Consider the following 25536-nt stretch of genomic DNA (forward strand, 5'->3'; position numbering starts at 1 on the left):
AAAGCCCCGACTGGTCGGGGCTTTTTATTGACGCGAGCTTACCGGCGGCGGAACAACGGCAACGGTTCATCCGTCGCGGCCTGGTACGTCACCGAGAAATCCTTGAGGCTTTCCAGCGCTTCGTACGGGTCTTTGTCCGCGCGCAAGGCGAAGGCATCGAACCCGCAGCGGCGCAGGTAGAACAACTGGTCGCGCAGCACATCGCCAATCGCCCGCAGCTCGCCCTTGTAACCATAACGGTCACGCAGCAGGCGGGCGTTGGAGTAGTTGCGACCGTCGGTGAAGGCCGGGAAGTTCAGGGCGATGACCTGGAAGTGCTCCACGTCATCACCGATCTCTTCGGCTTCTTCATCGGCGTCCAGCCATACACCCAGGCCGCCGTCGCGGGCCTTGAGGGCGTGAGCGTGCTCGCGCCACAGGGCCAGTGGCACGATCAGGTCGTCGCAGTTGGAGATGCCATCGAAGCTCGCATCCTTGGGCAGCAGGTGCCAGGTTTCGTCGAGGACTTCGTTGTTCTTAATGATTCGCTGCATAGACGCGCTCCTTGAACAGGTCAATGCCGATGCGCTGGTAAGTGTCGATGAAACGCTCATCTTCGGTGCGCTGTTCGACGTACACGTCGATCAGCTTGCCGATCACGTCAGGCATGGCTTCCTGGGCGAAGGACGGGCCGAGGATCTTGCCCAGGCTCGCATCGCGGCTGGCGCTGCCACCCAGGGACACTTGGTAGAATTCTTCGCCTTTCTTGTCCACGCCCAGGATGCCGATGTGGCCGACGTGGTGGTGACCACAGGCGTTCATGCAACCGGAGATGTTCAGGTCCAGCTCGCCGATGTCGAACAGGTAGTCCAGGTCGTCGAAACGGCGCTGGATCGATTCGGCAATCGGGATCGACTTGGCGTTGGCCAGGGAGCAGAAGTCGCCGCCCGGGCAGCAGATGATGTCGGTCAGCAAGCCGATGTTCGGCGTGGCAAAACCCTGCTCGCGCAGCTCGCCCCACAGGGTGAACAGTTGAGACTGTTCAACATCGGCGAGGATGATGTTCTGCTCGTGGGAGGTGCGCAGTTGGCCGAAGCTGTAGCGCTCGGCCAGGTCGGCGACGCCGTCCAGTTGCTTGTCGGTGATGTCACCCGGTGCAACACCGGTAGGTTTCAGCGACAGGGTCACGGCGACATAGCCCGGCTTCTTGTGGGCCAGGGTGTTGCGGGTGCGCCAGCGGGCGAAACCCGGGTGCTGCGCATCGAGCTCGGCCAACGCGGCGTCCTGATTGCTCAGGGCCTTGTAGTCGGGGTCGACGAAATGCTTGGCAACGCGGTGCACTTCGGCGTCGGTCAGGGTGGTCTGGCCGCCGCGCAGGTGTTCCATCTCGGCGTCGACTTTCTGGGCGAACACCTCGGGGGTCAGCGCTTTTACCAGGATCTTGATCCGGGCCTTGTACTTGTTGTCACGACGGCCGTAGCGGTTGTAGACCCGCAGGATCGCGTCGAGGTAGCTCAACAGGTCCTGCCACGGCAGGAATTCGTTGATGAAGGCACCCACTACCGGCGTACGACCGAGGCCACCGCCGACGAGTACACGGAAGCCCAACTCGCCCGCCGCGTTATGCACCGGCTCCAGGCCGATATCGTGCACTTCGATGGCGGCGCGGTCCGAGGTCGAGCCATTGATGGCGATCTTGAACTTGCGCGGCAGGTAGGCGAATTCCGGGTGGAAGGTGGTCCATTGACGGACGATTTCACACCATGGGCGGGGGTCGATCAGCTCGTCAGCGGCAACGCCGGCGAACTGGTCGGTGGTCACGTTGCGCAGGCAGTTACCGCTGGTCTGAATGGCGTGCATCTGCACGGTGGCCAATTCAGCCAGGATGTCCGGCACGTCTTCCAGGGCCGGCCAGTTGAACTGAACGTTCTGGCGAGTACTGATGTGGGCGTAGCCCTTGTCGAAGTCGCGGGCAATCTTGGCCATCATGCGCGTCTGACGGGAAGTCAGTTGGCCATAAGGCACGGCAACCCGCAGCATCGGCGCAAAGCGCTGAACATAAAGGCCATTTTGCAGGCGCAGAGGGCGGAACTCTTCTTCGCTCAGTTCACCTGCCAGATAGCGTCGGGTCTGATCACGGAACTGCTTGACGCGGTCCTCGATGATGCGCTGATCGTATTCGTCGTATACGTACATATAGGTCCTGTTCTCGGCAAATCTGCGCGCACGGCCGCGCACTCCCAACGGAGCCGGCGCACGATACCAGTTTGCGTTTATGCGCAAAAGTGATGTTTGAGTATATGCAAATAACCAAATGGCCTAATGAGAACGGTTATCGCGATACCCACATTTGTCATGCGGGCAATCATGAACTTTACTGTGCTCGTGTCTTTGTGCAATCACCTATAAAACCGACAAGAGGCGATGCTATGAGCAATCCGACCAAAGCGCGCAAAAGTGACAGCAGTGTCGATGCGTGGGCCATTCTGTTTTTGATTATCCTGGTGGTTTCCACTGCCGTGTTCTGGGTCAGCCATCAATAAAAGGGCGTTATCGAGCCTTGTTGTCGACAATCGGCAATTAGCCGAGATTGACCGGCCTGATGCCATTATCATGGGCCGTCATTCCGAAGGGCTCAGGCAACGATGTTGAAGGTTCTCTGCAAGTGCTTGCTGGTGCTGAGCATGCCGTTCTGGGCCATCGCCCAGGCGACGTCGGTGGTGTTTCTCAACCCTGGCAATTCGACCGAGACCTTCTGGGTCAGCTACGCGCAATTCATGCAGGCCGCCGCCAGGGACCTCGGCCTGGATTTGCGCGTGCGCTATTCCGAGCGCAATCCCGAGACCACGCTGGTGCAGGCCCGTGAAGCCCTGCAAGGCGCCGAGCGCCCGGACTACCTGGTGCTGGTCAACGAGCAGTACATCGCCCCACAGATCTTGCGCCTGGCCCAGGGCAGCGGGGTCAAGCTGCTGATCGTCAACAACGCGCTGACGGCGGACCAGACTCAACTGCTGGACGCCGGCAAATACCCTGACTGGATCGGCAGCATGGTCGCCGACGACGAACAGGCGGGCTACTTGATGCTCACCCAGTTGTTGCGCCTGCATGGGCCTGTCGCCCCCGGCCAGACCCTCGACCTGATCGCGTTCTCCGGGGCCAAGACCACTCCCGCCGCGCAACTGCGCGAGCAAGGCTTGCAGCGCGCCCTGGCGGATCATCCGCAGGTGCGCCTGCGCCAGTTGGTGTATGGCGAGTGGAGTCGCCAGCGCGCTTTCGACCAGGCCACGCAGTTATTCAAACGCTACCCGCAGACCGCGCTGGTGTGGGCGGCCAACGATGAAATGGCGCTGGGGGCAATGGATGCACTCAAAGGCAGCGGGCGCACGCCGGGCACGGACGTGTTGTTCAGCGCGGTCAACAGTTCGCCCGAAGCGTTGCAGGCGCGCCTTGAGGGGCGCCTGAGTGTGCTGGTGGCCGGGCATTTCACCCTTGGCGGCTGGGCGATGGTGGTGCTGCATGACGATGCCCGCGGCCTGGGCATGGCGCAGTACGGTGGGCGTGAGCGCAAGCTTGGGCTCTTTCGATTGATTGATCCGCCACAAGCCACGCGCCTTTTAGAGATGCAGGGGCGTGAGGAGTACGGCGTCGACTTTCGAGCACTGTCAGCCCAGGGCAAGCCAGCCACCTATCGCTACCCGTTCAGCCTGCAACTGCTGATGCATTGACCGGCTTCAAACACCGGCCAGGTGCAGCACCAGCTTGACGATGCCAAACAGGGTCAAGGCAAACACGGCGGTAAACACAATACCCAGGATGACAAAGTGGCTGGGCTTGCCATGGGTAAAGTCGCGGGCGCGATTCTTCCCGCTCTGCACCCCGAAGGCGGCTGCCATCACGCTGTGAAGCATCTGCCAGAAAGTCGGTGGCTTGTTGTTGGAATCGTCCATAAAGGCCTCGCGGTAGGGATCAAACCCATGGATGAGGATAGCCAAGTTCCCGCAAAACACCGGCTGTAGCTATCTACCGCCCTGGCGGTTGGCCCGTTCGCTGTACTGGGACTCCTTAACAGAGTCATCAGGAACGAGCGCATGCCAACCTTACCCGCCCCGACAGAGCCGGGGCTACACACCGCATTGATCAAGAACACCTTGCCCGGCTGGATTGCCCGCAGCGCGGCTGCGGACATCCGACGCTTGAAGCCGGGCCTGCTGCCCGGGCGCGTCCCCGAGGATGCACCACCTGCCTGGCTCAGTAACGCGCCGCCCCAGGGGTTGCGCCAGGCATTCGCCGACAGCCAGTGGGCCAGTCGCCGCGCCCACGAGCGGCTGGCCAAGACTCTCGACGGCCTCAAGGGCATCACCGAGTTCGCCCAGCCGCTGCTGGAAGACGCCTGGCGCAAACGGTTCGGTGAGGTACCGGACGTCCACAAGCACCAGTTGCACTACCTGCGTTACCGTCAGGTGCCGCAACAGCATTCGCTGTTGCAGGCAGCATTGCTCAACTTTGAAGGCAATGAAGACTTTGCCGATATCGCCCTTCAGCAAACCAGCGCGCTGGCCCCCGAAGGGGCGTTGTTCACCGAGTACTACGGCGAAATTCTGAACGACCATTCACGCCGGGCCCGCTATCGCTACCGCGAAAAGCTCGCCGTCACCCCGGACCAGTTTGCCGCGCTCTGCCGCACGCTGGACCTGGGCCAGCAATACCAGGCGCATTTGCAACAAGTGTTCGAGGAGGCGGGCACCAAGGCCGTGGTGCGCGAGCAGATGATCGACGCGCACAAGAAACTGCTGGCCGTCAGGCTGCACACGGCGCGGATGAAGAACGAAGTCAGCGACAGTGCCTATGCCATGCTCAACGCCTTGCTGGCCGGTACCGAACGGCCGCAGTTGGATGGCAAGCCCGTTGCCTGCAGCCAATTGGCGATTCTCGGCTGCAAGGTGGGTGAAGTCGTACTGATCGGGCCGGGCGTCGGCGCGATGGCAGATGCCCGGCAGCCGTTGGGCTGGGGCACTGTGCTGGTGCCCGGCGCCTCGCTAGGGGAGTTGCTGGTGCCGGCCGCGGCCGACCAGCGGCTGGTGGCGTGGATCCCCGGTGCGCCGTTGTGCCCGCTCAAGGAATACCCGTCGATAAAGGCGTTCGAGGCGGAACTGGCGATCAACCTGCGCTCCCCGGAGTATCAGCGGCTGTTTGCCAGCCTGGTGCCGCAAGACGAAGCCCCGGCTTTCCTGCAACGACTGAAGACCAAGCTCTTTACCTTCGAGTGGAATTCCAGAGGCTACATGGAGCAGGTCTACGACCCGAACATCAACCTGGCGCGCCGCGAAAGCCTGATCAGTGGCGAGCTGTTCGGAGCGCTCTATGACAACCACCTGCAACGCCTGAAAGATAACGCCAGAACGCTCGCCGTACCCACCGCCGAGGCGGATCGCAAGGCTGCCCAGGAACGCCACGAACATTGGCTGAGTATTGGCTTGAATGTGCTGAACATGGCGGCCTTTGTCGTGCCCGGCCTGGGGGAGGTGATGCTGGCGGTTACGGCTGTGCAGCTGGGCCTGGAGGTCTACCATGGCATCGAGGCGTGGAAGGAAGGCGACATCGATGCCGCCTGGGGACATCTGGAGTCGGTGGCGCTGAACGTGGCCTTCATGGCCGCCCTCGGCGGTTCGACGGCCCTGGCCGGTCGCGCGCCGAAAATCCAGGTGTCCCGCTGGGTGGATGGCCTGGTACCGGTCAAACTGCCCAGTGGTGAGGCTCGGCTGTGGAAACCGGACCTGGCGCCGTACCGCAGCGAGGTGGTGCTGGCCCCGGCTCTCAAGCCCAATACCCGGGGCCAGTACGAGACAGGCGGCAAGATTTATGTGCGTATCGGCGAAAACCTGCATGAAAAGGTCTTCGACAGCCGAATCCGCAAGTGGCGGATCAAACACCCGGAAAATCCCGAGGCTTACCAACCGATCCTTGAACACAACAACGCCGGTGCCTGGCGGCATGTGCATGAGCAGCCCTTCAAATGGGACCGCCTGACCCTGTTGCGACGACTGGGGCCTGCCAATGAAGAATTCTCTGATACGACACTGGGCATTATTGGGGATATCAGTGGGGTCCAGGATGACGTGTTGCGCAAGGCGTATATCGAAGGCAGGCCGCTGCCCGCCGTGCTGGCCGATACCCTGGAGCAGTTCCGCAGCCAGCCAGTGGCGGATACGGCGCCGCTGGCTGGCGAAGAGGCGGTGCTGCAACGGCGCTTCCCTGGATTGTCGAGGCGAGCCATCCAGGAAATTCTTGATACCGCCAGCGAACAGGAGCGCTTGCAACTGCGCAGTCAGCGTGGAGCCTCGGCGCGCCTGGACAATGCCGCTCGCCGCGCAGTCCAACAAGGCCGCCTGAGCCGTGCCCTGGCGGGGCTGCATCGTCAGGCCGACGCCGGTGCCGACACGGACCGCCTGGCCCTGCATTGCCTGCAACACTTGCCGGGCTGGCCCACCAATCTGCGCCTGGAAGTGCGCTTTCAGGCTGTCGAAGGACCGTTACTGAACAGCATTGGCCCGCAAGATGCGCCGCTGCGCAGATACCTGGTCAAGCAGGGCGAAGCCTTCCAGGCCTACGACGAGCGCGGTGTCGCGCTGAACAGCCGGACCACCGGGCGGCGTAATTTCTTCCAGTCCGTCGTGCATGCGATCCCCGCTGCGGCCCGACCTGGCCTGGACATGCCCGTGGCGACCCTGGACCGGGAACTGCAACAGGCGGTGGCCAGTTATGCCACCCGCCGCCGTAGCCAAATGTCCAATGTGCTCGGCCTGCGCGCACCGCGTTCGCGACCCGTGTTGACAGGGGCGGGGGGCGTCCTGGGTTACCCGTTGAGCGGTCGGGGCAAAGGCTTTGACGTGGATGCATCGCTGACGGCGAGGGTGCAGGCGCTCTATCCGAACCTCAACGCCGGGCAGGCCAGCGATTTTGTCCTGAGCCGATTGCAGGCCGGTGAAAGCGCCCAACAGATCTTCACCCTGTTGGGAAACCGCCAGCGTGAGTTCGACCTGTTGCAGGCAGAGCTTGATCAGTGGACCGCCGCTGCGTTCCCACAGCCGGGTAGGGTCAGTGATCAGCAACGGATGGCGGCCGACATCATCAGTTGCTGGCGCCAGGGCATTTACCGCGAGCGGCCGCCGCTGAGCACCCTGTCGCTGGGCAGCGTGACGGACCTTCCGCGGCTGAGCGCAGACTTTTCCCATGTGCAGTCGCTGAGTGTGCGAGCCGAGGCCTTATCGGGTGAGCAGGGTACAAGGCTGGCTGAGCAATTCTCCGGCGTGCAACGCCTTGATGTATTCCTTGAGGCAACGCCAGGCATCGAGCTGGTCGACAGACTGAACCGCTTTACCGGGCTCACCCAGTTGACGTTAGGCGGCCGGAATATGGCCTATCCGGCTGCGTTTATGCAACGCCTGGGGGGAATGGAGCGTTTGCAGCACCTGAGCATCGAGGGCATTTCGCAACGCCTGGACGTCAGCGCCCTCACGCACCTGCGCTCGCTGCGCATGGAGGGCTCGGTGCAGGAGTGGCCACAGGGGGTGGCGTCACTTGAGCACCTTGAGAGGCTCGACCTGTGGCGAACAAACATCCGTTCGGTGCCCCCGTCGATGCTCATCGGGCATGAACGCCTGTGGCGCGGCTTGAACCTGCGGTGGGCCGCGTTTGACCGCCGGGAATTCATGGCGGTGTATGAACACGTGCGGGGCAATCCGGCTCACCTGCTCAATGAGCAAGCCCTGGTGCGGGGTTACTGTGAGGGCGTGATGGATCGTTTGAAAGACGTGCGCTGGGGGTTTGGCATAGACGTTGTCTCTCAGTTCCGGCAGCAGGGTCTGACCACTGAACAGATACTGGCCCGCACTCACCAGGTACTCGACGAACAGCTCGCCCTGAGCCGGGACCTGGAGGAGTGGGCGACCAGGGAGTTGCGGGTTGACCGCCGGCAGGTGGATGTCTTTTACCGCCAGCGCGCCGCCGAGCGGCTCCTGGACAGTTGGCGTGAAGGCCTGGGGCCGCGGTTTGCGCCGTCGGGCATGTCGGCGCGCTCCAACCTGCCGACCGCCACACTGAACCTGTCGGGGGGCGTGCTGGGCGACTTGCCCGGGTTGCCGGCGGCCGCGTTCGCCCATGTCAAACAGGTCAACCTGAGCGGCACCCGGGTTTCCATTGAGGCGCTGAATGACTTTCTCGGCGCATTCAACGCCATTGAAGACTTGAACCTCAGTGCCAGCAACCTGGCACAGCTGCCTTCGGCCCTGGACAACTTCACCGCCCTGCGCCAGTTGGATCTTTCCCACAACCAACTGAGCATCATCCCGTCCATCCAGCAACGCTTGAGCCGCCTGACGGCTCTTGAAACCCTGGACTTGCAATACAACCGTGTCGCGAGCCTGGATCTGCGTGGCCTCAACGCCTTGCGCCACTTGAACCTCAGCCGCACTGGAATCACCGAATGGCCCGAGGGTGTCCTGGACTTGCCAGTCCTGGAGAGCCTGGACCTGAGCCACAGCGCTATCACCCGGGTGCCCGCCCAGGCGCTCACCGGCCACGACACGCTGATGCTCAAGAGCAACCTGCGGGGTTGCCGACTGACTGCCCGGGCCTGCGCCGACATCCTGGCCTTTGCGCAACGCACCCTGCGGGAAAATCCATTGGGCCTTGATGTGGAATTACTGCCGTTGGTGGGGCCGGAAATCTACCTGCACAAGCCGCTGGGCATTCCCCAGGAACAGCTGCGCATCGGCCGGACCGGCGGCGATCCGGAGTATTTCCCGGTCAGGGTCACCGACGACCCCGGCCAGTTGCTGTTGCCCCTGCACGTCGAGAACGTCGACGCGCAAGCACGCCTCACTCCGGCGGCGCGCCTGCAACAACTGGATCCTGCCTTGAGCAGTGCCCAGGCGGTGGCGCGCATTGATGAATGGCTGGCCGCCGGCCTGGGCGCCACCGGCGTCGACACACGCCTGGTGCAGTTGCGCGCCGAGCATCAACGCTTGAGCCGGATGTTGAACAGTTGGATCGACATCGAAGGTTATCGCGAGGGGGGCGGCTGGGTCAGTGCCCTCGACCGTCGTCGTGCCGCCGGCCGGCTCCTTGAAAGCTGGCGCCACAACCTGCGTGCCCGGCCCGAGGTGCCGCCGGTGGACGGGCGCGAGGTACTGGACCTGTCCGGGTTGTATCTGGGCGACCTGCCGACGTTGCCGGCTTCAATGAGCCACGTCAGCGTGCTCGACCTCACCGAGGTGAAGCTGACGGAGCAGGGGTCCAATGGGTTCCTGGGCAGTTTCCCCCACCTGCGCCGGCTTGTGCTCAACAAGAATGGCCTGGCGCATCTGCCCGAGGTGATCAACCAATACACGGCGCTGACTCATCTCGAAGCCACCTACAATGATTTGCGCGACGCTGTGGAGCTACAGGCACTGCTCGGCCCATTAAGTGCGCTGGAATGGCTCGACCTTGGCGAAAACACCCTGGCCAGCCTGGATGTCAGCGGCCTGCGCGGGCTGACAAACCTGGATCTGCACAACAACGTCCTGGAGGAATGGCCGGCCGGGGCATTGGAACTGCCGCGACTGCGCACCCTCGACCTCAGCAATAACCAGATCGAGACCATCCCGGACGATGCCCTGTTGCCTCGCCACAACCTCCTGATGAGCAACACCAACCTGACGGACAACGGGCTGGAAGAACGCGTGTTCGAGCGCCTGAGCGAGTTCCTCGAGGAAACGGGGTTCGGCCTGGGTTATACCCGGGAGCAAATTGATCGCGAGCTCGATGGCTTCCTCCTCAGTACCAGTCACGAGGAAGCGGATCTGAGCGGTGAGCTGCATCCGGAGCTGCTGACGCCCGCAGCACAGAAAGCCCAATGGTTTGCTGGCGTGGCGGCCGACTCCAGCAAACACGCAGTCTGGGAGTCGCTCAAGAGCGTTGACGACAGTGAGGATTTCTTCTACATCATTTCCCAGCTGAAAAACGCCCAGGACTTCATCACCGACCGCCCTGAGTTGACGCGCCGGGTATGGGAGGTGCTGGAGGCCGCCGAGCAACGTCCGGCGTTGCGCGAGCAACTGTTCGGCAAGGCTCGCGGCATGCGAATCAACGCGACCTGCGGTGACGGCTGGATCCTGCTGTTCAGCGACCTTGAAGTCAGTGTCTATGAGTTCAAGGCCCTGGAAACCGTGGAGCCCGGAAAAGAAGGCGCGGCGCTGTTCAAGCTGGCCAGAAGCATGATCCGCCTGGAACAGACTGAAGCCACCGCCAGCCGCGTGGTCAGCCTAAAGCCCAGTGTTGACCCGGCGGAAATTCGCCTGGCCTACCGCATCGGCCTGGCCCAACGCCTGGAGTTGCCGCGCCAGCCGTCCGGCATGCTGTACCGCAACCTTTCCCAAGTGAAACAGGCCGATATCGACCAGGCCTACGCCAGCATCATCGCCCGGGAGGCGACCGAGGCGTTCACGGCCGATCTGGTCACGCGCCAGTACTGGGTCGACTACGTGCAGAAGCAATACGCGGCTGACTTTACGACGCTGGCCCAGACCCAGGCCCGCGAGGCTGAAGCCCTGGAGGATCGCTATCCGGCGTTTGGTGCGCAGTACGAGGCGCAAGCCGTGGTCTTGGCCAAGCAAAGGATTGAGCAACGCCAGGCCCTGCTGATTCGCCTGTCCGAGCGGGAGAGAGCAACACTGAGGCTATAACAGCCTGTGCCCCGGCGGCAGGTCCGGAAACGGGCCTGCCGCGCCTCAGTGGTCGTTACCCAGGTTCGGCGCCAAGGTGCACAAAAACATTTATCTACCTGCGAAGGCGCTCGCCTGTTCGCTGTACTGGGCCTCCCAAAAGCGTTCTCAGGAAGCCGCACATGTCTACTCCACCTAATGCCCTCGCGGACGAAAGCTTGCACACCGCCCTGATCAAGGCACGTCTGCCCACGTGGGTTGCCCACATGGCCCCCGTCGATGTGCGCCGGCTCAAACATGGACTGTTGCCCGGCAGGGAGCGGCCTGCCACCAAGGTCCCGCTCTCGCCCGCATTGAACAAGGCACTCGATGACAGTCGCAAGGCCAGCCGTCAGTCCCGCGAAGCCTTGGCCAAGGGCCTTGGCGCGCTGCAAGGCATTGTCGAATTCGCCCAGCCCAAGCTGGAAGCGGCGTTGCGCGAGTCGATGGGCGAGGCCCCGGACGTCCACAAAAACCAGCTGCATTACCTGCGGTATCGCCAGGCCCCGCAGCAGCATTCGTTGTTGCAGGCGGCGTTGCTGAACTTCGAGGGCGATGAAGACTTCACCGATATCGCCCTCGAACAGACCAGCGCCCTGGCGCCGGAAGGTGCGCTGCTGACCGAGTACTACGGCGAGGCGCGGGCGGATGGCTCGCGTGCGGCGCGTTATCGCTACAGCGAAACCCTGTCGATGACCCCACAAACCTTTTCCACCCTGTGCCGCACCCTGGACCTGGGGCAGCAATACCAGGCCCACCTGGCGCAGGTGTTCGATGCCGCTGCCACTCGGGCCGTGGTGCGGGAGCAGATGATTCGCGCGCAAAAAGACATGCTGACGGTACGCCTGTATGCCGCATGGGCGCAGGGCGACATCGGTCCGGCGGTGTTTCTCATGTTGCGTGAGTTGCTGGCAGGTACTTCGCGGCCGCTGCTGGATGGCGAGGTCGTACGTTTCGGTCAACTGTCGATCCTGGGCTGCGAGCTGGGGGAGGTGCTGCTGATCGGGCCGGGTGTCGCACCGACCCGGTCCGTGATCCCGCCCTTGTTTCCTGGGGCAGGTGTGAGCGGGCTGCTTCCCGTGGCGCCTGATACGCGGGTGGTGGCCTGGATTCCGGGCGCGCCGCAGTGCCCGCTCAAGGAATACCCGTCTATGCAGGCGTTCGACAAGGAACTGGCGGTGAACCTGCGCTCACCTGCCTATCAGCAGTTGTTTGCCAGCCTGGTACCTCAGCAACAGGCGCCGCAGTTCCTTGAGCGCCTCAAGGAAAAACTCTACACCTTCACCTGGAACCCGCGAGGCTACAAGGAGCAGGTCTACGACGAGCAAATCAACTTGAACCGGCGAGAACGGTTGATCGAGGGGGAGTTGTTCGGCGCGCTCTACGAGCGGCATGTACAGCGCCTCAAGGACAATGCCAGAACCCTGGCGGTGCCCACTGCGGAGGCTGATCGAAAAGCCGCACAGGCACGCCATGCTCACTGGTTGAGCATGGGTTTGAACACATTGAATGTGGCCGCATTCATGGTGCCCGGCCTGGGGGAGCTGTTGTTGGCGGTCACGGCGATTCAGTTGGGCCTGGAGGTCTATCACGGCATCGAATCCTGGCAGGAGGGCGATATGGATGCGGCATGGGAGCACCTGGAGTCGGTGGCGCTGAATCTCGGGTTCATGGCTACCCTGGGTGGGGCGGCAGCCCTCGCTGGCCGGGCGCCCGCTATCCAGGTATCGAAATGGGTCGATGGGCTGGTGCCGGTGAAGTTGCCGAACGGCGAAAGGCGCCTGTGGAAACCCGACCTTGCGGCCTACCGCAGTCATACCGTTCTGGATGCATCACTCAAGCCCAATGCCCAGGGTCAGTACGCGCAGGACGGCAAAATGTATGTGCGCCTGGGTGAAAGCCTTTATGAAAAGGCTTTTGATGCGCGGACTCGAAAATGGCGGATCCAGCATCCGAACAATCCGGCTGCGTACCAGCCGATCCTTGAACACAACCAGGCGGGTGCCTGGCGCCATACCCATGAACGCCCACTGGAATGGGACCGCCTGACCTTGCTGAGGCGCCTGGGTCATGAAACCCAGGGAATCAGCGATGCAACGTTGAGCGCCCTTGGCGACATCAGCGGCATCAGTGATGACCTGTTGCGCAAGGTCCACATAGATGGTTTGCCGATGCCTGCCGTGCTGGCCGATACGTTGCAGTTGTTTCGCGGCGCGCCGCCACAGGCTGTACTCCTGTCCCCCGAGGGCGCAGTGTTGCAGCGCCGCTTTGCTTCTTTGTCCCGAGGCGCGATCAACGAAATTATCAGTACGGCCAGCGATAAGGAACGCCTGCAGATACTCGGCCGAACCGGTGTTGCGCCGCGCCTGGATAACCTGGCGCGGCGTGCGGTACAGCAACGTCGCCTGAGCAGTGCGTTGGCCGGCTTGTACCTGCCGGCGCTCGCCAGCCTGGACAGTGACCGGCTGGCGTTGCATTGCTTGCAGCAACTGCCGGGCTGGTCTCCCACGCTGCGCCTGGAACTGCGCGCCGACAACCCCAGTGGGCGCTTGCTGGCTGAGGTTGGGCCTGAAGACGCGGCAGTGCGCCGTTACCTGGTCAAAAAAGGCGAGACATTCCTGGCGTGCGACCTGCAGGGGGCTCCTCTTAACAGTCCGGTCCCCGGCAGTCGTAATTTCTATCCATCAATCGTCCATGCCTTGCCCGTGACCCTGCGCCAGTCACTGGGTTTGCCGCTGGCCAGCGCGGATGTCGATTTGCAGCAAGCCCTGGCACGGTATGCCACGGCACACCGCCTCGAAATGGCCGCCGTGCTGAAGATACGCGCGCCCATGGCTCGCCCGGCGTTGCGTCAGGCGAGCGGGTCATTAGGTTATGCCCTGAGCGGCCGGGGTACGGCCCAGGCACCCAATGCCGCCCTGGCGGCCAGGGTTCGCGATGTTTACCCCAACCTCAGCGATGAGGCGGCCCAGCTGTTTGTGCAAAGCCTGTTGCAGGCCGGCCAGCGTCCTCCACAGATCTATGAGTTGATAGGCAACCGCGAGCGCGAACTGACCCGGTTACGCATGACCCTGGATCATTGGGTGACGCAAAACAGTGCTCAGGCGGGGGCACAACATACGGCCGACACCCTGATCAATTGCTGGCGCGAAGGCGCGTACCGGGGCCTGAAGCCCCATGCCTATCTGTCACTGGGCAAGGCCGGTAACTTGCCGGCGCTGGATGCTGATTTTTCCCATGTGCGAGGGTTGGGCGTAAGCGGTGAAACCTTGGCGGACACGCAGGGCGTCAGGCTTGCGCAGCAGTTCTCCAACGTCGAAGTCCTGAATGTGTTTACCGAGCCCGCCCATGTCGAAGCGATTGCCGCGGGCCTCGGGCTGTTTCCCAAGCTTGAAGAGTTGTCGATCGACGGCTGGGGCCTGACCTACTCGCCGGTCTTTTTGCAACGCCTTAACACGTTAAGCCAGTTGCGCCGGTTGGCCCTGACGGGCGCGCTGGAGGCATTGGATGTCAGCGGCTTGAAACAGCTGCTTGCCTTGCGGGTGGCGGGCGCCCTGAAAGAGTGGCCGGTAGGTGTTCTGACGTTGGACAAACTGGAGACGCTCGACCTGTTGGCGACCGGGATAAATACCATGCCGGCGGCAATGCTTGAGGGCCACGAGCGCCTGTGGCGTGGCCTTACCCTCAACTGGGCAGCGTTTGAGCGACGTGCGTTCATGCCGGTGTATCAGCACGTGAAAGGCCACCCGGGGCATTTGGTGGATGAAGTGCTGATGGTGGACGCTTATTGTGAAGGCGCGTTGCGACGCCTGAAAGACAGCGACCCGGCGTTTGCGCCCAGTGCCTTGGCGTACCTGCGGCGCCATCGGTTGACCAGTGACGCCAAGTTGACCCGTGTGCACGCCTTGCTGGATGAACATGCAACCTTGCAGCAGGCGCTGGAAGAGTGGCAGGGCAGGGAAGTGGAGGTCGACCGGCGACCGGTGGACCCGCTCAATCGTCAACGTGCGGCAGACAAGCTCATGGCTTACTGGCGCGATGGCCTCGACCGACGTTTTGCCTCCCCCCGTGAGGTGGCCGGGCCTTCTTCGCCAGCCGCCTCCGAGGGGGTCATGCTGGACCTGTCGGGTACGGTACTGGGGGATTTGCCGCTGATGCCGGCCGCAGCTTTTGCCCACGTGCAGCGCTTGAACCTCGCAGGCACCCGGGTTTCAGTGGCGGCATTGAACGATTTCCTCCCCCAGTTCACCCAAATCCACGGCCTGGACCTGAGCCGCAGCAACCTGATGGACCTGCCGGCGTCCCTGACGCAGTTGAGGTCTCTCAAACAGCTGGACCTGGCGCACAACCAGTTGACGATCACTGAGGCGATACAGCAGCGCCTCAGCGCCCTGGTCACGCTTCGAGGGTTGAACCTGGATTACAACCGTGTGGGTACCCTGGATGTCAGCGGGCTCAACCAGTTGCGCAGCCTGAACCTGAGCCACACCGCGACCACCGCCTGGCCGACAGGTTGGCTGGCATTGCCCGAACTGCGTCAAGTGGATCTGAGCTACAGCGCAATTACCACGATCCCCCAGGCTGCACTGACCGGCCATGACCTGCTGATGCTCAGCAGCAACGTGCGTGGCTGTCGCCTGACCTTGCCGGCTTGTGCCGACATACAGCGTTTTGCCCTGCGTACCTACCAGGACAATCCGTTGAACGTCGCACCGGCCATGCTGCCGGTTTTTGGCCCGAGCTTTTACCTGGATAAACCCTTGGGCATTCCCCGCGAAGGGCTGGCGGAGGGCAGAACGGGGGGCGATCCGGAATACTTTCCCCTTGAGGTCACGGACAGTCCCGATCTGCTCCTCGCGCTGGAGGTAGAGGTGCCCAACAGTGAAGTTCGGCAGACACCTGCGCAGCGTCTGCAACAAATAGACCCGGCGTTGTCCACGCGCGATGCAGTACGGCGCATTGACGAACTGCTTGCCAGTGGCCTGGGTGCACTGGAGGTCGAGGCATGCCTGGTTCGGTGGCGCACGGGCTACCGGGGTATGGTGCGGGTGTTGAACGACTGGATCGATATTCGCGGTTATCGCCAGGGGGGCGGCTGGGTCAGCGCGGTGGACCGTCGTCGCGCGGCCGACAGGCTCATCGACAGCTGGCGCCATACGTTGCGGGCGCACCCCGAGGTTGCGCCGGGCGACGGGCGCGAGGTCCTTCAATTGAACGACCTGTATCTGGGTGACCTGCCGGCGTTACCCGAGCCGTTGGCCCATGTGAGGGTGTTGAACCTCAACGCAGTCAAGCTTACTGAGCAAGGCTCCAATGCGTTCCTGCGGGCGTTTCCCAAGCTGCGTACCCTGACCCTCAACAATAATGGCCTGATGAGCCTGCCCGACGCCGTCGGCGAGTGCTCGACACTTACCGAGCTGCACCTGAGCCATAACGAACTGCGCTATCGCAGCGAGCTGCAGGGCCAGCTCAATCGGCTGACCGCGCTGGAGCGCCTGGACCTGAGTGAGAACGTCCTCGATTCTTTGGACATCAGCAGCCTGCCTCAATTGCAGTCATTGGAACTGCGTGGCAATAACCTTCTGGCGTGGCCGCAGGGTGTGCTCCAGGCTGCGCAGTTGCGCCACCTGGACCTGCGCAGCAACCGTATCGAAACCATCCCTGAAGACGCGTTGCTGCCCCAGCACAGCGCTCTGATGTGGGGCACGGACCTGTCCGATAATTTGCTGTTTGAGGAAGATCTTGCACGCTTGCGCGTCTACCAGCAGCAGACCGACTGTGGCCTGGGATTTTCCGCCGAGGAACTGGAAGACGCACTGGAGGGGTACCACAGTACCGATAGCAGCTCCGGGTCGGACATCCACCCTGAACTCTTGACCCCGGAACAACAAAAGGCCCAATGGTTCTCGGGTATTGCCGCCGATTCGGCCCGCCACCGGGTATGGAGCGTGCTCAAGCAGGCCGAAAACAGCGAGGATTTTTTCTACATCATTTCCCAGTTGAAGAACGCCCAGGATTTCTTGCACGACCGCGCCGACCTGACTCGCCGGGTGTGGGCGGTGCTTGAGGCGGCGGAGCAATACCCGCACTTGCGCGAACAACTATTTGGCCAGGCCCAGGCGATGCGGGTCAGGGCTACCTGCGGCGATGGCTGGATCCTCCTGTTCAGTGATCTTGAAGTCAGTGTGTATGAGTTCAAGGCCCTGCGGGTCAGGGCACCCGAGCAGGAAGGCACCACGCTGTTCAACCTGGCCCGGCGCATGATCCGTCTCGATGAAGCAGAACGCATTGCTGGCGAAGCGATCAACCGCAGCCCTGGCATCGACCCGGCGGAAATTCGCCTGGCCTACCGCATCGGCCTGGCCGAGCGCCTGGATCTGCCTCACCAACCGTCCACCATGCTGTACCGCAACCTGTCCCGGGTGACCCAGGCCAACATCGATCAGGCGTATGCCGCCATTATGGCCAGAGAGAGTACTCCGGTGTTTATGCAAGAGCTGGTCAAGCGCCCGTACTGGGTCAGCTACTTGCAGAAGCTGTACCCGGAAGAGTTTTCGGTATTGGCCCAGGCGCATCAGGTCAAGGTAGATGCCCTCGAGGAGCTTCACCCGGACCTCAGCGCCCAATACCTGAGCGAAGTCGCAGCCTTGGACACCGAAAACCTTGCCGAGCAACAGGCACTGGCGCTCAGGCTTTCGGGGCGGGCGAGGAGGGACCTGGGGATCTGACCCGGGCGCCCAGCCGGCTGGACGCCCGGGTCAGCGCGCCACGACTTAGTTGTCGTAACCCAGGTTCGGCGCCAGCCAGCGTTCGGTCACGCTCAGGTCCTGGTCCTTGCGGGCGGTGTAGCTGGCGACCTGGTCCTTGTCGATCTTGCCCACCGCAAAATACTGCGCCTGCGGGTGAGCGAAGTACCAGCCGCTGACGGCCGCTGCCGGGAACATCGCGTAGTGCTCGGTCAGGAACACGCCGCTGCGACCCGCGTGCATCTCGCGGGCTTCAGGGTCCAGCAGTTGGAACAACTGGGCCTTCTCGGTGTGATCCGGGCACGCCGGGTAACCCGGGGCAGGACGGATGCCGCTGTACAGCTCCTTGATCAGCGCGTCGTTATCCAGCACTTCATCCTTGGCGTAGCCCCAGTGTTCTTTACGCACCTGCTGGTGCAGCCACTCGGCGCAAGCCTCGGCCAGGCGGTCGGCCAACGCTTTGACCATGATCGAGTTGTAGTCGTCGCCGGCGTCCTGGTAAGCCTTCGCCACCTCTTCAGCACCGATGCCGGCGGTGGTGATAAAGCCACCGATGTAGTCCGTCACGCCGCTGTCTTTAGGCGCGACGAAGTCGGCCAGGGAGAAGTTGGGCTTGCCGTCGGTCTTGATGATCTGCTGGCGCAGGTGGTGCAGCTTGGCAATCGGCTGGCCATCGTCGCCGTAGACTTCCAGGTCATCGTCCTGCACCTGGTTGGTCGGCCAGAAACCGAATACCGCGCGGGCGCTGATGAGTTTTTCGTCGATCAGCTTCTTGAGCATTTCCTGTGCGTCGGCGTACAGCGCCGTCGCCGCTTCACCCACCACTTCATCGGTGAGGATGCGCGGGAACTTGCCAGCCAGGTCCCAGGAGATGAAGAACGGTGTCCAGTCGATGTACTCGGCCAGGATGTTGAGGTCGATATTGTCCAACACGCGGGCACCGGTAAACGTCGGCTTGACCGGCGTGTAGCTGCTCCAGTCGAACTGCGGCTTCTTGGCGATGGCGGCCGGGTAGCTCAGGCGCTCGGTGCGCGCGCTGCGGTTGGAGGTGCGCTCGCGCACGTCGATGTATTCCAGGCGGGTTTTCTCGACGAATGCCGGCTTCAATTCCTTGGACAGCAACTGCGTCGCCACGCCCACGGCGCGGGAGGCGTCGGTGACGTAGATCACCGCGTCGTTGCTGTATTTGGGCTCGATCTTCACGGCCGTGTGGGCCTTGGAAGTGGTGGCGCCACCGATCATCAGCGGCAGGTGGAAATCCTGGCGCTGCATCTCGCGGGCGACGTGCACCATCTCGTCCAGGGACGGGGTGATCAGCCCGGACAGGCCGATGATGTCGCACTTCTGTTCCTTGGCCACCTGCAGGATTTTCTCGGCCGGGACCATCACGCCCAGGTCGACGATGTCGTAGCCGTTGCAACCCAGCACCACGCCGACGATGTTCTTGCCGATGTCGTGCACGTCGCCCTTCACCGTGGCCATCAGGATCTTGCCCTTGGCTTCCGGCTTGTCGCCTTTTTCCAGCTCGATGAACGGGATCAAGTGGGCCACGGCCTGCTTCATCACCCGGGCGGATTTCACCACCTGGGGCAGGAACATTTTGCCGGCGCCGAACAGGTCGCCGACGATGTTCATGCCGGACATCAGCGGGCCTTCGATCACCTCGATCGGGCGCGCGAACGACTGCCGGGATTCTTCGGTGTCTTCGACAATGTGGGTGGTGATGCCCTTGACCAGCGCGTGTTCCAGGCGCTTGTTGACTTCCCAGCCACGCCATTCTTCGGTCTCGGCTTCCTTGACGCTGCCGTCGCCCTTGTACTTGTCGGCAATGGCGAGGAGGGCGTCGGTGCCTTCCGGGGTGCGGTTGAGCACCACGTCTTCCACCGCGTCACGCAGCTCGGCCGGGATCTGGTCGTAGATCTCCAGCTGGCCGGCGTTGACGATACCCATCGTCAGGCCGTTGCGGATCGCATACAGCAGGAACACCGAGTGGATCGCTTCACGCACCGGGTTGTTGCCGCGGAACGAGAACGACACGTTGGACACGCCGCCGGAGGTCAACGCATACGGCAGCTCGTCGCGGATGTAGGCACAGGCGTTGATGAAATCGACGGCGTAGTTGTTGTGCTCTTCGATACCGGTGGCGACCGCGAAGATGTTCGGGTCGAAGATGATGTCTTCCGGTGGGAAGCCGACTTCATTCACCAGGATGTCGTAGGAGCGTTTGCAGATTTCTTTCTTGCGTGCTTCGGTGTCGGCCTGGCCGGCCTCGTCGAACGCCATCACCACCACCGCCGCGCCGTAGCGCTTGCACAGCCTGGCGTGGTGAATGAACTGCTCCACGCCTTCCTTCATGCTGATGGAGTTGACGATGCCCTTGCCCTGGATGCACTTCAGGCCGGCCTCGATCACTTCCCACTTGGAGGAGTCGATCATGATCGGCACGCGGGAGATGTCCGGCTCGCCGGCAATCAGATTGAGGAAGGTCACCATGGCCTTCTTCGAATCCAGCATGCCTTCGTCCATGTTGATGTCGATCACCTGGGCGCCGGCTTCCACCTGCTGCAGGGCGACTTCCAGGGCCTCGGTGTAGTTGTCTTCACGGATCAGGCGGGCGAAGCGGGCGGAACCGGTGATATTGGTGCGCTCGCCGACGTTGACGAACAACGAGTTGCGATCAATGGTGAACGGTTCCAGGCCCGACAGGCGGCAGGCCTTCGGAATGTCCGGGATCGGGCGCGGTGCGTAACCGGCCACGGCCTTGGCGATGGCTTCAATATGGCCCGGGGTGGTGCCGCAGCAACCACCGACGATGTTCAGGAAGCCGCTCTGGGCGAATTCTTCGATGACCTTGGCGGTTTCCGACGGCAGTTCATCGTACTCGCCGAATTCGTTGGGCAGGCCGGCGTTCGGGTGCGCGGAAACGTGGGTGTTGGCCTTGTTCGACAGCTCTTCCAGGTACGGACGCAGCTCGCTCGCGCCCAGTGCGCAGTTCAGGCCCACAGACAGCGGCTTGGCGTGGCTGACCGAGTTCCAGAAGGCTTCGGTGGTCTGGCCCGACAGGGTGCGGCCGGAGGCGTCGGTGATGGTGCCGGAGATCATGATCGGCAGTTCGACGTTCAATGCTTCGAACACGCCCTGTACGGCGAAGATCGCGGCCTTGGCGTTGAGGGTGTCGAAAATGGTTTCGATCAGGATCAGGTCGGCGCCGCCTTCGATCAGGCCTTTGGTGGCTTCGGTGTAGTTTTCCACCAGCTCATCGAAGGTCACATTGCGGTAGCCGGGGTTGTTTACGTCGGGCGACAGCGAGCAGGTACGGCTGGTCGGACCGAGCACGCCGGCGACGAAACGCGGCTTGGCCGGGTTTTCCAGGGTCTTGGCGTCGGCGATCTTGCGCGCCAGGCGCGCGCCTTCTACGTTTAATTCGTAGGCGAGGTCTTCCATGCCGTAGTCGGCCATGGAAATGCGCGTGGCGTTGAAGGTGTTGGTTTCCAGGATGTCGGCGCCGGCATCCAGGTAGGCTTTTTCGATGCCGCCAATCACGTCCGGACGGGTGATCACCAGCAGGTCGTTATTGCCCTTGACGTCGCTCGGCCAGTCGGCGAAGCGTTTGCCACGGTAGTCCTGCTCTTCCAGTTTATAGCTCTGGATCATCGTGCCCATGCCGCCGTCGAGGATCAGGATGCGTTCCTTGAGGGCTTGGTGGAGGGCTTGCAGACGAGCGCTACGATCGGGCATGGGACTACTCTGGTCAGGTATTACGGAGGGCGAAGATCATAACAAACCTGTGCGCTTTTAGAGCATGTGCTGGGTTTGCATGAATATCGCTCATGTTGGCGGGGGCGTTACATCGGTAGAATCGACGGGTTTTTCACTGCACGCATTGAATCGGGACCGGAAACATGTCACTTCGCCTCATCGTCAGCGCCGCGTTTGCGCTGTTCGCCCTCACCGCACAGGCAGAAGGTCCCGCCCCGGCGATCTCTTATACCCGTGACATCCAGCCGATCTTCACCGAGAAATGCGTAGCCTGCCACGCCTGCTACGACTCGGCCTGCCAGCTCAACCTGGGCAGTGCCGAAGGCGCCGCACGTGGCGCGACCAAGGTGCCGGTGTACGACGGCGAGCGCAGCCAGGCCAGCCAGCCCACCCGTTTGTTCTATGACGCCTTCGGCAAAGCCGCCTGGCAGCAAAAGGATTTCTACTCGGTACTCGACGCCCAGGGCAGCCAGGCCGCACTGATGGCGCGCATGCTGGAGCTGGGGCATAACGCGCCGCTTGCGCCCAACGCCAAGCTGCCCGACGACATCGTGCTGGGCCTGAGCCGCGAAAACACCTGCCCGATGCCGGGGGAGTTCAACGCCTACGCAGGTAACCACCCGAAGGAAGGCATGCCCCTGGCCGTTACCGGACTGACCGACCAGCAGTACCAGACCCTGCAACGCTGGCTGGCCTCCGGCGCACCGATCGACGAACAAGGCCTGGCCCCGAGTGCCAAGGAAGCCTTGCAAGTGCAGCAATGGGAAAACCTGTTCAACCAGCCCGGGGCCCGGGAAAGCCTGGTGGCGCGCTGGTTGTTCGAGCACCTGTTCCTTGCCCACATCTACTTTGAAGGCGGCGAGCCGGGGCATTTCTTCCAGTGGGTACGCTCGCGCACCCCGAGCGGGCAGCCGATCGACCTGATCAACACCCGCCGCCCCAACGACGACCCGGGCACCCAGGTGTACTACCGCCTGTGGCCGGTGCAGGGGGTGATCGTGCATAAGACTCACATCACCTATCCGTTCAGCGCCGAGAAGATGGCCCGGATCAAGTCGCTGTTCTATACCGATGACTGGCAGGTGCAAGCCTTGCCGGGCTACGGGCCGGGCCGGCGCGCAAACCCGTTCGAGACCTTCGAGGCGATTCCGGCCAAGGCGCGCTACCAGTTCATGCTGGATAACGCCGAATACTTCGTGCGCACCTTCATTCGCGGGCCGGTATGCCGGGGCCAGATCGCCACGGACGTGATCCGCGACAACTTCTGGACCCTGTTCCAGGACCCCGACCACGACCTGTATATCACCGATGCCCGCTACCGCGGCCAGGCCACGCCGTTGCTGGCGATGCCGGGGCAGATTGACGATGTGGGCAGCGTGCTCAGCCTCTGGCTCAAATACCGCGACAAGCGCAACGAGTACGAGGCGTTGCGCCGGGACAGTTATGCCGACCTGCCGCCGCCGAGCTGGTCGAGCCTGTGGGCGGGCAACGACAACGCCTTGTTGAGCATCTTCCGTCACTTCGACAGCGCCTCGGTGACCAAGGGCTTGATTGGCGAAGTGCCGCAAACCCTGTGGCTGTTCGACTATCCGCTGCTGGAGCGCACCTACTACCAGTTGGCGGTGAATTTCGATGTGTTCGGCAACGTTTCCCATCAGGCCCAGACGCGCCTGTATTTCGACCTGATCCGCAACGGTGCCGAGCAGAACTTCCTGCGCCTGATGCCGGCGGACTCGCGGGATGACTTCCTTGACGATTGGTACCAGAACAGCGGCAAGGTCAAGCTGTGGCTGGACTATGAAGCCATCGACGATGACAAGCCCACGGGCCTCAAGCTCGATGAAAAGGACCCCAAGCGCGACTTCGCCAACCAGTTGCTGGCCCGCTACGGCGACCTGAACGCCAGCCCGGACCCGATCAACCGTTGCGTCAGCGCCTATTGCTCGCGTCCGGGCATTGACCCTGCGTTGCAGGACGCCGAACAGGCCCTGAGCCGCCTGACCAACCGCCCGGCGGCGGGGCTCAAGGTGATTGATCTGTTGCCGGAAGCGACCATGCTGCGCATCGAAACCCGCAGCGGCAAACGTGAGATGTACAGCCTGTTGCGCAACCGCGCCCACAGCAACGTGGCCTTTATGCTCGGTGAGGCTTATCGCTATCAGCCGGGCCTGGACACCGTGACCATTTATCCCGGCGTGCTGAGCAGCTACCCGAACTTCATGTTCAACATTCCGGCGCAGCAAGTGCCGGAGTTTGTCGCTGCCATGGAGAATGCCAAGGACGCCAATCGCTTCGAGAAGATTGTCGACCGCTGGGGCATCCGCCGCAGTCACCCGCAGTTCTGGCAGTACTTCCACGACCTGTCGCAGTACCTCCACGAAACCACGCCGGTGGAAGAGGGCGTGCTGGACATGAACCGCTACGAGAATCTTTGATCGACCTTTGACCGTCGACGGCTGTCCCAAGCCATAGGCACCTGAATAACCGGTGTCGAGGGTTGGGAGAGTGGGTCGACGATGTTGATTTCAGTACAGGCACTGCGCGCCCTGGCGGCCTGGACCGTGGTGGGTCATCACTTCATGCAGATTTTCTTTGGCTTTAAGGCCGATTCGGCGCTGGGCCACCTGTTTGTCGACAAAGGTGCGGCGGGCGTGGATGTGTTCTTCGTGATCAGTGGTCTGGTGATCTTCCTTTCCACCGAGAACAAACAGCTGCCGCCCTGGCGATTCCTGGTGTATCGCCTGCTGCGGATCGTCCCGGCGTACTGGTTCTACACAGTGTTGATGGCACTGTTGGTGGTGTTTGCCCGGCCGGTGTTGCCGGACCAGAGCGTCGATGCGGCCCATGTGTTGATGTCCTTGCTGTTCATACCTTCCGAAAATCCCGGTGGTTATGGGGTGTACCCGACCTTGAACGTCGGCTGGACCCTGAACTACGAGATGCTTTTCTACGTGCTGTTTGCGTGGGCGTTGCTGTTTCGCCGGCAGTGGCGGGTGCTGGTGGTGGGCGCGTTGTTGTTCGCGGTGTGCCAGGCGTGGACGTCGTTTGGCTGGATCAGCGATTTTTATCGTTCGGACATCGTGTACGAGTTCTTGCTGGGAATTGGCATCGGCATGCTGTATCGCAAGGGCTGGATTCGCCCCGGGCTGTGGCTTCCATTGCTGGGGATTGCGGGGGCATTGCTGGCGATCTATCACTGGCCGGCATCGCCGCGGGCCCTGACCTGGGGCTTGCCGAGTGCGGTGCTGGTGGTGGCCTGTATCTCGATGGAACGCTATTTCGAGCGCAGCCGACTGCTCAAGGTGATGGGGGATTGTTCCTATTCGGTCTATCTGATGCACGTGCTGGTGCTGTCGGCGGGTGGTTTTGTCGCCCAGCGTTATGGGGTTAACGCCTACGTGATGCTCGGCGTGTGCGTGGTGTTGATCGCCCTTGGGTCGTTGGCCAGCTATCACTGGCTGGAAAAGGGCAGTTATCGTCGGCTCAAAGGCTGGTTCGATGGCGACGAACGGTTGGTTCTTTCCCGACAAAAATACTAGGACTTTGTACCTCGGTAATAATTTGGCGTAAACTGCCGGCAAGCCTGCGAGGAGTTTCCATGACCGCCATAACCATTACCGACGCCGCCCACGATTACCTGGCTGATCTGCTGTCGAAGCAGAACACCCCGGGCATTGGCATCCGCGTCTTTATCACCCAGCCCGGCACCCAGTACGCTGAGACGTGCATTGCCTACTGCAAGCCGGGAGAAGAAAAACCTGAAGATACGGCGCTGGGGCTGAAAAGCTTCACCGCGTATATCGATGCGTTCAGTGAAGCGTTCCTTGACGATGCGGTGGTTGATTACGCCACGGATCGCATGGGCGGCCAACTGACCATCAAGGCGCCGAACGCCAAGGTGCCGAATGTTAATGCGGATAGCCCGATTAACGAGCGCATCAACTATTACCTGCAGACCGAGATCAATCCCGGGCTGGCCAGCCACGGTGGTCAGGTGAGTCTGATTGACGTGGTTGATGATGGTATTGCTGTGTTGAAGTTTGGTGGCGGTTGCCAGGGCTGCGGCCAGGCGGACGTGACCTTGCGTGAGGGTATTGAGCGTACGCTGCTTGAGCGGGTTCCGGAGCTCAAGGGTGTGCGGGATGTGACTGACCATACGCAGAAAGAAAACGCCTACTACTAAGGGTGTTCGCTGCGGATGTGAAAAACGGCGCCCCGTGAGCGCCGTTTTTTTATGGTTTGGATTCAGTGGGTTGCGTTAGGGTTGTGAGGTTTTGGGTTAGGTATGTTGTGTACATATCCGTTGCTGC

10 protein-coding genes are annotated in these 25536 nt (G+C 62.2%); 6 read left to right on the forward strand and 4 right to left on the reverse strand.

Going from position 1 to position 25536, the window contains the following annotated elements; genetic code table 11:
* Window positions 1-38: 38 nt before the first annotated feature.
* Both HX818_RS29305 and HX818_RS29310 read right to left on the reverse strand, forming a co-directional pair.
* Window positions 39-533, reverse strand: a complete 495-nt coding sequence (locus HX818_RS29305) for a DUF934 domain-containing protein (protein WP_003210798.1) — start codon at window positions 531-533, stop codon at window positions 39-41.
* On the reverse strand, window positions 517-2175 hold the full coding sequence (locus HX818_RS29310) for a nitrite/sulfite reductase (RefSeq protein WP_003210800.1): 1659 nt from the start codon (window positions 2173-2175) through the stop codon (window positions 517-519). The genes HX818_RS29305 and HX818_RS29310 overlap by 17 nt, the downstream gene beginning before the upstream one ends.
* 449 nt (window positions 2176-2624) lie before the next feature.
* On the opposite strand from HX818_RS29310, the gene HX818_RS29315 reads away from it, so the two are divergent.
* Window positions 2625-3704, forward strand: a complete 1080-nt coding sequence (locus tag HX818_RS29315; RefSeq protein ID WP_177021231.1) for an ABC transporter substrate-binding protein — start codon at window positions 2625-2627, stop codon at window positions 3702-3704.
* Window positions 3705-3710: 6 nt separating this feature from the next.
* Here HX818_RS29315 and HX818_RS29320 read toward each other — a convergent pair whose 3' ends face one another.
* Window positions 3711-3926 (reverse strand): DUF2970 domain-containing protein, encoded by a 216-nt coding sequence (locus tag HX818_RS29320; RefSeq protein ID WP_008432997.1) that lies wholly within the window; start codon window positions 3924-3926, stop codon window positions 3711-3713.
* 141 nt (window positions 3927-4067) lie between these two features.
* Here HX818_RS29320 and HX818_RS29325 point away from each other — a divergent pair, with 141 nt between their 5' ends.
* Together HX818_RS29325 and HX818_RS29330 are read left to right on the forward strand one after the other, a co-directional pair.
* Window positions 4068-10703 (forward strand): NEL-type E3 ubiquitin ligase domain-containing protein, encoded by a 6636-nt coding sequence (locus tag HX818_RS29325; protein ID WP_256346383.1) that lies wholly within the window; start codon window positions 4068-4070, stop codon window positions 10701-10703.
* A 161-nt stretch (window positions 10704-10864) separates the two neighbouring features.
* Complete coding sequence (locus HX818_RS29330) at window positions 10865-17449, forward strand: NEL-type E3 ubiquitin ligase domain-containing protein (protein WP_177021232.1); 6585 nt, start codon at window positions 10865-10867, stop codon at window positions 17447-17449.
* A gap of 45 nt (window positions 17450-17494) precedes the next feature.
* Here HX818_RS29330 and metH read toward each other — a convergent pair whose 3' ends face one another.
* On the reverse strand, window positions 17495-21205 hold the full coding sequence (gene metH, locus HX818_RS29335) for a methionine synthase (RefSeq protein ID WP_177021233.1): 3711 nt from the start codon (window positions 21203-21205) through the stop codon (window positions 17495-17497).
* A gap of 164 nt (window positions 21206-21369) precedes the next feature.
* Here metH and HX818_RS29340 point away from each other — a divergent pair, with 164 nt between their 5' ends.
* From HX818_RS29340 to nfuA, 3 genes are all read left to right on the forward strand, one after another.
* The gene (locus HX818_RS29340) at window positions 21370-23661 is read left to right on the forward strand and encodes a fatty acid cis/trans isomerase (protein WP_177021234.1); all 2292 of its coding nucleotides are present in this window, start codon (window positions 21370-21372) and stop codon (window positions 23659-23661) included.
* A gap of 81 nt (window positions 23662-23742) precedes the next feature.
* A complete protein-coding gene (locus HX818_RS29345) occupies window positions 23743-24765 on the forward strand; it encodes an acyltransferase (RefSeq protein WP_177021235.1) in 1023 nt (340 codons plus the stop codon).
* A 59-nt stretch (window positions 24766-24824) separates the two neighbouring features.
* Entirely contained in the window at window positions 24825-25409 is a 585-nt protein-coding gene (gene nfuA, locus HX818_RS29350) for a Fe-S biogenesis protein NfuA (protein WP_003210817.1), read from the forward strand.
* Window positions 25410-25536: the final 127 nt, after the last annotated feature.

The sequence above is a fragment of the Pseudomonas sp. F9001 genome (genome assembly GCF_013385435.1).
Lineage (GTDB): Bacteria > Pseudomonadota > Gammaproteobacteria > Pseudomonadales > Pseudomonadaceae > Aquipseudomonas.